Origin of the sequence: Brachyspira pulli (assembly GCF_036997785.1) — a bacterium.
Lineage (GTDB): Bacteria > Spirochaetota > Brachyspiria > Brachyspirales > Brachyspiraceae > Brachyspira > Brachyspira pulli.
In genome coordinates, this window is record NZ_JAWLQI010000089.1 from 1 (window position 1) to 9,873 (window position 9,873).

The 9,873-nt window shown below is 25.0% G+C and carries 9 protein-coding genes; 6 read left to right on the forward strand and 3 right to left on the reverse strand.

Translation table 11 applies throughout. From position 1 onward, the window contains the following. The first annotated feature begins 538 nt into the window (after positions 1–538). Entirely contained in the window at positions 539–1,486 is a 948-nt protein-coding gene (locus R4K56_RS13815) for a glycoside hydrolase family 3 N-terminal domain-containing protein (RefSeq protein ID WP_335773038.1), read from the forward strand. Further along, a complete protein-coding gene (locus R4K56_RS13820; RefSeq protein WP_335773037.1) occupies positions 1,450–2,550 on the forward strand; it encodes a glycoside hydrolase family 3 N-terminal domain-containing protein in 1,101 nt (366 codons plus the stop codon). Before R4K56_RS13815 ends, R4K56_RS13820 begins: the two co-directional genes overlap by 37 nt. 15 nt (positions 2,551–2,565) lie before the next feature. Here R4K56_RS13820 and R4K56_RS13825 read toward each other — a convergent pair whose 3' ends face one another. The 3 genes from R4K56_RS13825 to R4K56_RS13835 all read right to left on the reverse strand — a co-directional run bounded on the left by R4K56_RS13825 (position 2,566) and on the right by R4K56_RS13835 (position 4,849). Continuing rightward, complete coding sequence (locus R4K56_RS13825) at positions 2,566–2,862, reverse strand: helix-turn-helix domain-containing protein (protein WP_020003382.1); 297 nt, start codon at positions 2,860–2,862, stop codon at positions 2,566–2,568. A 359-nt stretch (positions 2,863–3,221) separates the two neighbouring features. Further along, positions 3,222–3,866 (reverse strand): cyclodeaminase/cyclohydrolase family protein, encoded by a 645-nt coding sequence (locus R4K56_RS13830; RefSeq protein WP_335773036.1) that lies wholly within the window; start codon positions 3,864–3,866, stop codon positions 3,222–3,224. Positions 3,867–3,934: 68 nt separating this feature from the next. Continuing rightward, entirely contained in the window at positions 3,935–4,849 is a 915-nt protein-coding gene (locus R4K56_RS13835; RefSeq protein WP_335773035.1) for a helix-turn-helix domain-containing protein, read from the reverse strand. 613 nt (positions 4,850–5,462) lie between these two features. Here R4K56_RS13835 and R4K56_RS13840 point away from each other — a divergent pair. From R4K56_RS13840 to R4K56_RS13855, 4 genes are all read left to right on the forward strand, one after another. Then, on the forward strand, positions 5,463–6,170 hold the full coding sequence (locus R4K56_RS13840; RefSeq protein ID WP_335773034.1) for an acyl-[acyl-carrier-protein] thioesterase: 708 nt from the start codon (positions 5,463–5,465) through the stop codon (positions 6,168–6,170). Between the two features lie 70 nt (positions 6,171–6,240). Beyond that, positions 6,241–6,690: a ribose 5-phosphate isomerase B gene (gene rpiB, locus R4K56_RS13845; RefSeq protein WP_335760975.1), complete on the forward strand. Its 450-nt coding sequence runs from the start codon at positions 6,241–6,243 to the stop codon at positions 6,688–6,690. 245 nt (positions 6,691–6,935) lie between these two features. Next, positions 6,936–8,918 (forward strand): lysozyme inhibitor LprI family protein, encoded by a 1,983-nt coding sequence (locus R4K56_RS13850; RefSeq protein WP_335773033.1) that lies wholly within the window; start codon positions 6,936–6,938, stop codon positions 8,916–8,918. A gap of 118 nt (positions 8,919–9,036) precedes the next feature. Further along, on the forward strand, positions 9,037–9,873 hold an 837-nt coding region (locus R4K56_RS13855; RefSeq protein WP_335786920.1), incomplete at its 3' end, for an Rpn family recombination-promoting nuclease/putative transposase.

Sequence of the window (9,873 nt, forward strand, 5' to 3'; positions counted from 1 at the left end):
TCTGTTTGAAAATTGACAAAATATATTTGTTTAGGTATATACTGAAAATTTTTAACTTTGTCAAAAAATACAATTTTAAATTTAGGTTATTTGTGGGGACTAGCCCCCACACCCCCAGTTCTTTTGTTGGCACAAAGAACCAAAAAGACTGCATTGTTAGTCAAAATATAGTTTTTATATTATATTTTAAAGAAAACTTAATAATATTTTATGCTATTAATAAATAAAAAATTACATTTATAAATAATTCAAAATTGAAAAAATATATTTGTTTAGGTATATACTACAGTATGTGAATGCTTTTTGATTTTTTATTATAAATAAAAATTGTTCGCTTTTGGGTTCTGTCAATTAAACTTCCAATAATATCACAACTTTTATTAAAATAAGTATAATCTTTTTTATAATACAAAATAGCTTTAGTTAATTAAAAACTATTAGTATATGACATTAATAAGAATTATTAACTCGCCATTTTTGTATAATAAAAATAATAAATATTCCGAATTAATCATTATAAATATTGTATATTAAAATAATGCCGTATATTATCATAATCACTATAATACTATTTTTCTTATTAGTTTTTTTATTCATCACTCATTTTAATAATGAGGCAAAAACATATACAAATAATATTGATAATGCTAAAGAAATATTAACTTTTATCTCTGTAAAGAATTATGATAATGAATTAATTAACATAATAAATACAACTAAAATATCAGGAATCATAATAAATATTGATAATTTGGATATTGATACGCTTTATAATATTATAAAAACTATTAAAAGAAATATTAATAGGAAAATATTCATAGCATTAGATCAGGACTATAAATCTACTTATAATATAGCTTATCATCAGAAGTTTAAAGTTTATCCTAGTTATATAGGCGAGAGAAAAAGCGAAGAATATGCATATAAAATATCTTATGAAAGAGCATTAAAATTAAAATCTTTAGGTATTAATATGATATTATCTCCTATATGCAATACCTATTGTAATGAAAAATCACATTTAAAAGAAAATATCTTTACAAATGATAAAATACTCGCTTCAAGACTTATATATCAAACTGTAAAAGCTCAAAAAGATGCAGGAATAATAACTGCATTAAAATATTTTCCAAAATACTATGATGATGAGTTATATATAAATGAAAAAACAAAAAATCCAGAAACTATATTGGATAATAGAGAAACATTTTTAGCAGGAATAAAAGCTAATGCGGATATTATAGTAATGTCGCATATAAAGAATGCTGATAAATACAGAGATTTTCTCATTAATAATATGAAGTTTAAAGGCATTATAATGACTGATTATATTAATGACAGTAAAAATATAATTAGTTATGGAATTAATGTTTTTTCCTATAATTATTATAAAAATAAGAATATAAAAAACATGATAGAAAATAATTTACAAGAAACGGATTTGGAAGTATGTTCAAAAGTATTAAAATTAATAGAAAGATTATAAATATAGTATTAACTTTATTTTTGATATTATTATTAGTTTATGCATGTAAAAGTGCTTCTAGTGTTATGGAAGAACAAAGTTATATAGATGAGTTAAAACAATCTTATCCTGATTTATCATCTTATATAGATAAAGTATTAGAAATGAATGATAAAGAAAGGAAAGGACTTCTTTTGATGGTAGGCATAAAGGATAAAGTACTTTCAGAAGAAACAATTAAAACATTAAAAGATAATCATATAATGGGAGTAATACTGTTTGATTATAATATCACAGATGAAAAACAGTTAAAGAAACTTACATCAGATTTAAGGAAATATGTTAACCCAAATATGTTAATTTCTATAGATCAGGAAGGAGGGGAGGTTAATCGCATTAATTTTGATAAACTCAAAAATATATCTCCAAAGAATATAGGCAACAGTAATAGTTCAGAATATGCATATAAAATAGCCTATCAAAAATCAAAGTTCTTATTGGATTTAGGAATTAATATGATATTAGGCCCTTTATGTGATATTCCTAATGATACAAATTCCTATCTATATAATAGAAGTTTTTCAACAAATGTTAATATAGTTGCTGAAATGGTTTCAAATACAGTGAAAGCACAAAGAGATGCAGGAATAATAAGCGTATTAAAGCATTTTCCGGGTCATGGAGATACCGTTGTAAACTCTCATAATGATTTTCCAAGCATAAATAAAACTACAAATGAATTATTATCAAATGAGTTTATTCCTTTTAAAAGCGGTATAGATGCAGGAGCTGAAGTTGTTTTAGTGGCACATATAAAAAACAAATATATAGATGATAAAAATACCGCTAGTATGTCCAAAAAATATGCTGATATATTAGAAAAAGATTTAGGATTTAATGGAGTAGTTATTACAGATGATTTAGCTATGACAGGCAGTATTGATAAAGGCATTAACTTCGGAATAAATTTGATAAGTAATTTGTATGAGAATGTTGAGTATATGTTTGAAGATATAGATGCAGACATTCTTACATGTGCGAGAGTTCTGAAGATGATTTCAGAAAGTAGTGTATCCCGCACATAGAAATGTCATTCATTTTTAATTAGCCTGTTTCTTTTTTCTATTGCTGTTCGGATTTCTTTTGTATGTCAGTGTTTCATCTAAACCGGATTTAACATACTCATTAATAATGTTTACTACTGTATGGTAAGTAACATTGTATTGTTTAGCAATATCGGTATGAGTTAGGCCGGTGTTTTTTTTATCGTCTAAAGCAAGTATGATATTTGCTCTGGAGATAAGTCTTTTGGATTTTCCTTCCTTTTTAATAAATTCTTTAATTTTTTCCTTTTCCTCTTCACTTAAGGATATCATATGTTTAGTTGTTATACTCATTTGAACCTCCTATTAAAGAATACATATAACTAACAAAATCTAAGGACAAGGAGATTTTTAAGAAAAAAATTATAAAAAATATACCCATAAACGCTTTTCATTTTCAAACGAAAAATTTTAAAGTAATTTAGACAAATTACATCAAAATATAAGAATAAAACAAAAAACGTTCTATTAATATATTTTTTATTCTCATATATATTTTATAAACCCTTGTTGTCTATGAAAGATTATCATAATATAAATAAAATATCAATATGAAAAAATAAAATTGGAATTTTGTATAAAAAACACAAATCTTAATAACATAATTCTATTTAAATTATACTAAAAAGGAACATAATCATTTTTGGAATCATTTATATATTAAATAAATTAATTTGCTTTTCTATATTGAAGTAATTGTTTTCTATAGCTGTTATATATTCTTTAGTATTAGTTTTTATATAATCGGCAAAAACATTATCTTCTATCAAAGGTATATTAATATTAATATTTAATAAAGAACCTTTGGCACAGGCAAATAGAAGTATATAAGCAGCGGCAATATCGCTTATAACATTGCTGTTTCCATATTTGATTATTGTATTAAAAGGATTAATTAATTCATAACAATATTTTAAAGCATTGAATGGAATCTCTATTGCATTTTTTGAAGCATTAGACATAGCTGTTTTTCTTTTTTCTTTTTCTTCATCTGTTTCTTTAGGCATCTTCATAGCTTCCATAAACAAATTGAAACCTTCAGCATCTTTATCTACTATGGCAATCAAATTTGATTTAATAGTTTTTATTTGTTCTGCTGCTTCATTGAAAGAGTCTTGTTCTTCTTTAGTTAATAGAGAAAACTTTTTTTTATTAACTGTAAGATGAACTACCATACCAGCTAAAGCACAAGCTAAGCCTCCAACAACTCCCATTACGCTTCCGCCTCCCGGAGCAGGTAAGCTGCTGTCTACTTCATTTATGTAGTCAATAAGATTTTTATCTATTAATTTAGACATTGATTATAACTCCGAAAATATTGTTCATAGTAATATAACATGATATCTAATAAATAACAATAGTTTTTTTAATTATTATAATTTCTTTGAAGATGTTTAAATTTATTTTTGATAATATCAATAATTTCATCTTCTGTTATATTTTCTATTCCTAATATTTTTTCTTCTTTGAGCATTTTCTCTCTTTCTTCTTTTTCTTTTTGTAATTTGATCAGCTTTATTTCTTTTAATTTATTTTCTCTTTCTATTAATTCTTTTTCACTGTAATAACGTTTTATTAAATTTTCTTTATCTCCGTTTATTAAATATACTTTCAAATAACTTACAAAATCAAGCCAAAGAGTAGTGATATTATTTTGATTTTGTATTTTTGATTTAGCATATTTGATGCATTCTTTCCAATCGAATTTTCTGTTATTAAATATATTCATTAATTCTTCTTGTTTCTCTTTTTTCTTGAAGCAATATATTTGAGATAGTGATTTAGCTTCATTGCATGTAATTTCATTGAATGTTTTAGTAAGTTCCTTTACAAACAAATCAAATTCAGAGATAGGCTTATCTATATCATTAATTGTATTATTTATTATATTATTATCTTTGACTTTTTTGCCTATACCCGTTTGATTATTTTGTTTATACTCCCTTGTCAATTTAGTCAATACCTTATTGTTTTGTATTGTGTTTAAATAGATTTTTCTTTTATCGATATTATTATTTTTTATCTTGTAGTCAATTGTAATGTATCCGTATTCTTTTAATTGAGAAATATATCTTGATACGGTTGCAGAGCTTATAGAATAAAGATTAGCAAAGTAATTATTAGTAGCCCAGCAGTAGCCTTTATCATTTGTAAGAGCTGTAATCTCTCCGTATAATAATCTGGCAAGAGGCTTTAGTCTTTTATCGTACCTTACTTCTGCCGGTATTATAGCATAATAATTTTTTTTGTAATTGTCTTGTTCATTAAAATTGTTGTTCATACAATATTACCTTTTAAAAAAATCCTTATACTATAGTCAAAAAATATAATATTTTATAAGTTTATATTAGAGAAATTTTTTATATTTTTTAATTAATTTTTAATTTTAAAGAAATAAAATTATTTTATTACTAATAATTTCTTATATTTTTTTGTTATATACTGAAACTATTTCATTTTGCCGACTACTGTACATTATATAATTATTATCAACTTTTTTGCCGCACACGCTCTGCGGACTTCGTCAAAGTTGCTATATCCTCGACAGGCTCGGATACGCTTCGCGAAAACGCAATTGCTAGAACTTTATATTTTAAGAATATGTATTAAATATGGTGTAATACCCTAGTTTTAGCTTAAAAATGCAGTTGTTTTGGTTCTTTTATATCAATACTTACAGTACTTCCTCCGGTCGTAAAAGAACTGGGGTATGGGGCAAAGCCCCATATATAAAAACAAAAATATAGTTGTTTAGGTATATACTAATAATAACTTATATTTTTTGTTAATATATATAGTTTTATTTGTTTTATTAGGCTTTGACAATTATATTTTTAGTATTATAATGAATAAGTTGTATTTTTCAAAATAATATTGATTAAAGGTTTATATTTATGTACGAAATGAAAGCTATTGTAGGTACAAGCCAAATTGATAAAGACGGGCTTTTAAAAACTTCATCTATATTTGATTTGATGCAGGACTGTTCTTTCTTTCAATTAGATGCTGATGTTGAACTTACAAAATATTTTAATGAAAATAATGTGAGTATGTTTTTAGTATCAAGACAGGTTGATATATACAAACTTCCAAAGTATAGCGATAAAGTTATAGTACGCACTTATGTTTATGAATGTAATGAGGCTTACGGATACAGAAACACTGTTATATATGATGAAAATTATAATGAACTTGCTATTTGTTATGCTATAGGCGGATTCGTTGATTTATCTAACGGCAATTTGATAAGAGTGCCTTCAGAGTTTATAAACAATATAAAATTTGATGAGAAGCAGAAAATGAATTATCTTCCTAGAAAAATAAAGGTTGATAATAATGCTTTAAAAGAAGTTGACAGATTCAAAGTAAAAAAATATTTTATAGATGATAATAATCATGTTAATAATGCAAGATATATTGATATGGCTATAGACTATGTTGATGATTATTATAAAAGAATAAGAATAGAATACAGAGTGCCTGCCGAATTGGGAGATACTATAGTTGTAAAGAAAGCTGTAATTGATGATAAAGTTTTATTAAAGTTTGATAGTGAAGATAATAAAACTTATGCTATATTAGAGTTCTCTTATAGTTTATAAATAATTTTACTTTGTTTATTATAAATTGATTTTAATATTATAAAAAAATATATATAAAGGAAATGAAACTATGAAAATTGCTATAGGTTGCGATCATTCAGCTGTTGAATTAAAAAAAGAGATAATAAAATATTTAGAGGAATTAGGACACACAGTTACTGATTACGGTACACATACAACAGAAAGCGTTGATTATCCTGTATACGGAAAAAAGGTTGCTGATGCTGTTGTAAGCAAAGAATGTGAATGCGGTGTTTTGATATGCGGAACTGGTATAGGTATTTCACTTGCAGCTAATAAAGTTAAAGGTATAAGAGCAGCAGTTTGCAGTGAGCCTTATTCTGCTAAACTTTCAAAACAGCATAATAATTCTAATATAATAGCTTTCGGTGCCAGAGTAGTAGGCGTGGATTTAGCTAAGATGATAGTAAAAGAATGGCTTGATGCTGAATATGAAGGCGGAAGACATGCTAGGAGAGTTGACTTGCTTACAAAAATAGAGAACGGCGAGGAAATTTAATTTTTTATTACTTAACATAATATTAAGGGCTTTGAGTTTTTTAATAGACTTAAAGCCCTTTTATTTTTTTATTAACTTTTTCTATATAAAAATTATAATGATTTAATATAATTCGTTATCAATTATTATTTAACTTATATTATTTAACTTATACATCAAAATTATTTTTCAAATATTTTCCAATTGAAATTTTGATAATTTTAATTTATAATGCGAAAAATAACAATACATACAGAGGGTTTATTATGAAAAATGTTATTTCTATAATTGCAGCATTTATTTTAGTTGTTGCTGTAATTTCATGCGGCGGCGGAAACAGTGGTAACAAAGAAACAAATCAATCAGAACAAAATACTCAAACTAATCAAACATCACAAAACAACAATACACAAAATATTCAAACTAATACATCACAAACAAATAATCAAAAAGAATTCTTTGATATGAAATATGTTTATAAAGGTGTTAGAGCAGATAAAACCAAATTTGATGAAAAGCTTAAAAAATTAAGAGAAAATAATGAATATGCAAAAAGAAATTTTGATTTTCTTAATAGGAAATTTGTAAATGATGATGAAAGAAAAAAATATTCTATAGAGTTTATATCAAATGTTAATTATGCTGCATTAGATCTGGAATTCTTAATAAGCTGGGGTAACTGGGGTATATATAGTGAAGTTGAAGATTATTATGCTGTTGGATATTTATATGTTGATCAAAATTTAGCATTAAAAAAAGCAAGAGAAGAATTATTAAAATTAAATAAAAAAGATGCTGATGTTTATTTAGCTTTATTCTTATCTCATTTTGCTTGCGATTCGCTTTATTATTTTGAAGAAGAGAAAAAATATTTAACAGAATGGAAAAAAGCAGGCGGAACTAATATATCTATGATGATAGAAAAGTATGATGATGATAATGCTTACAGCAATAAAATGAAATTAGTTGATTATATAATAGAAGCTCCCAATTCTTTAAGAGCAGAAAAATTAGCTGCTGATGCTTATAAAGATAATTTCTATAAGTACATTGTAAAAGATAATGGATATATAGATTTATTCAATGAAAATAATTATTCTTTAACTTCAATTGAATTAGAAGGTACTGCCCGTTTATCTTCAATAGAAATAGCAGAAGAAATAGGCAATACAAATATAATGAACAAATATATAAAAACTTATATAAATAATAGATTAGCTAATGATGATATACAAGACTATTTAGAATATTATCAAAATTACTACAATATTAATGCCGTTTATTGTTATGACGGTTGGAATAACCTTAATTTACTTGAGTTTAAAAAGAATACATTTTTAATTGAAAGCACTATGAAAGGATTAGTAAATATGCATTATTATAATACTGAGTTTATAAAAGATAATTTATATGCTTCATTTAAAGAAATAAAAAATTATAATTTCAGACTTGGAGATATAGATAAAGTAAAATCTGCTGAAATTAATTCAATTTCTACAAATGATTTGAAAGATTATACTAAAGACTCTAAATTTATAGATTCAGGAAACTTTGATATAGAACAATATTCATCTTATGTAGCTAGCAACATGTATTATCCTTTGCATAGCGTATCTTTCTTCTTATGTGATATCAATAATGACGGCAAAGAAGAATTAATGCTTTCAGGAGAATATACGAGTTCTGCTGGAAGAGGCGGTATAGCACATTATACTTTACTTTTAAAAGATAATTTGGAAATAGATTTTGGTTCAGAAACAGGACAGTTTATTAATTATCGAGATTTTCAAGATTTGGGATGTACTCAAAAAATATACACAGAAAATGGCAAAAATAAAATGTTTTTATTGGATACTCTTAATAATGAAGCATATGATATATTTATTGATAATAATGAAATAAAGAATGCAGAAGTTTTTGATTATATTACATATAGTTATCAGCCAAAATTGGAGTGGAAAGGAAGTATACTTGACGGAGTACCTGAAGGAGCTTTAAAAACTGATGCAAGTTTTGATATGTCTAAAGCAGAAAATGCATCAGATAAGGCAATAGTGTCAGATAGAACTTTGAGAGTAGCTGATAAACTTATAAGCGATGCGTACTTTGCTAAAAAGGCTACTTTAGATAAACAAGGTCAGGAAAAATTATTAGAACAAAGAAGAGCAGAAATAAAAACTATTCAGGAAGCAAAAGGCGATATTAAAGCGATAGAAGCTGAGATGCTTAAGATTTTGAATCTACAATAATTTTTAATCGTTTAAATAAAAAGTGCATGCATTATATATGTATGCACTTTTTTTATTGATAAAAATATACAAATTTCATAAACTTTACTTTTATAATTATTTTTTGTATAATAATATTATGAGAGATTTTGATAAATTAAAACAAATATTAAATGAACCAGTTACTATTGAAAATTTAAATAGAATTAATGATTATTTTATACGCTATTTGTTTTCGCATGCGGGCAATGAAAATATAGCTTTAAATTTTATTAATGCAGTATTTAAAGATTTAGACTTTGAAACTTTTCAAAAAATAGAAATATTAAATCCATTTAACATAGCAGAAAATTATGATGAAAAAGAAAGCATTGTTGATATAAAGGCTACTACAGAAAAAGGAATAACTGTTTTAATAGAAATACAATCCAGAGGAAATGAAGATTTTGTAAAAAGAGCTTTATACTATTGGGCTTATAATTATAGTTCTAGTTTAAATAGAGGTTCTTTTTATGATGAATTAAAGCCAACTGTAAGTATTAATATTACAAACTTTATACTAACAGATGAAGATAAAGTGCATAGCTGTTATATATTAAAAGAATTAAATAATAATAAGATTTTAACAGATCATTGTCAATTACATTTTATAGAACTTCCTAAATTCAATTTTAAAGATATTAATAAAAATTTTGATAATATACATAAAGAATTTATTTCTTGGGTAAAATTTTTTAAGGGGGAAGATATGTCTATCTTAATGAAAGAAAATACTATATTTGAGGAAGTAGAAAAGAAATGCCGTACTTTTGTTAATGATAGTCCTGTAATGGATAAGTATAAAAAACGAGAAGTAGATACATATTTCTTTAATAAGAGTATGGAGTTGGATATAAAGAAAGCTAAAGAAGAAGGCATTAAAGAAGGTATTAAAGAAGGTATTAAAGAAGGTATTAAAGAAGGTATTAAAGAAGGC

Coding starts and splice junctions, on each gene's coding strand:
- R4K56_RS13815 (WP_335773038.1), top strand. CDS start 539: ATGCCGTATATTATCATAATCACTATAATACTATTTTTCTTATTAGTT.
- R4K56_RS13820 (WP_335773037.1), top strand. CDS start 1,450: ATGTTCAAAAGTATTAAAATTAATAGAAAGATTATAAATATAGTATTA.
- R4K56_RS13825 (WP_020003382.1), bottom strand. CDS start 2,862: ATGAGTATAACAACTAAACATATGATATCCTTAAGTGAAGAGGAAAAG.
- R4K56_RS13830 (WP_335773036.1), bottom strand. CDS start 3,866: ATGTCTAAATTAATAGATAAAAATCTTATTGACTACATAAATGAAGTA.
- R4K56_RS13835 (WP_335773035.1), bottom strand. CDS start 4,849: ATGAACAACAATTTTAATGAACAAGACAATTACAAAAAAAATTATTAT.
- R4K56_RS13840 (WP_335773034.1), top strand. CDS start 5,463: ATGTACGAAATGAAAGCTATTGTAGGTACAAGCCAAATTGATAAAGAC.
- rpiB (WP_335760975.1), top strand. CDS start 6,241: ATGAAAATTGCTATAGGTTGCGATCATTCAGCTGTTGAATTAAAAAAA.
- R4K56_RS13850 (WP_335773033.1), top strand. CDS start 6,936: ATGAAAAATGTTATTTCTATAATTGCAGCATTTATTTTAGTTGTTGCT.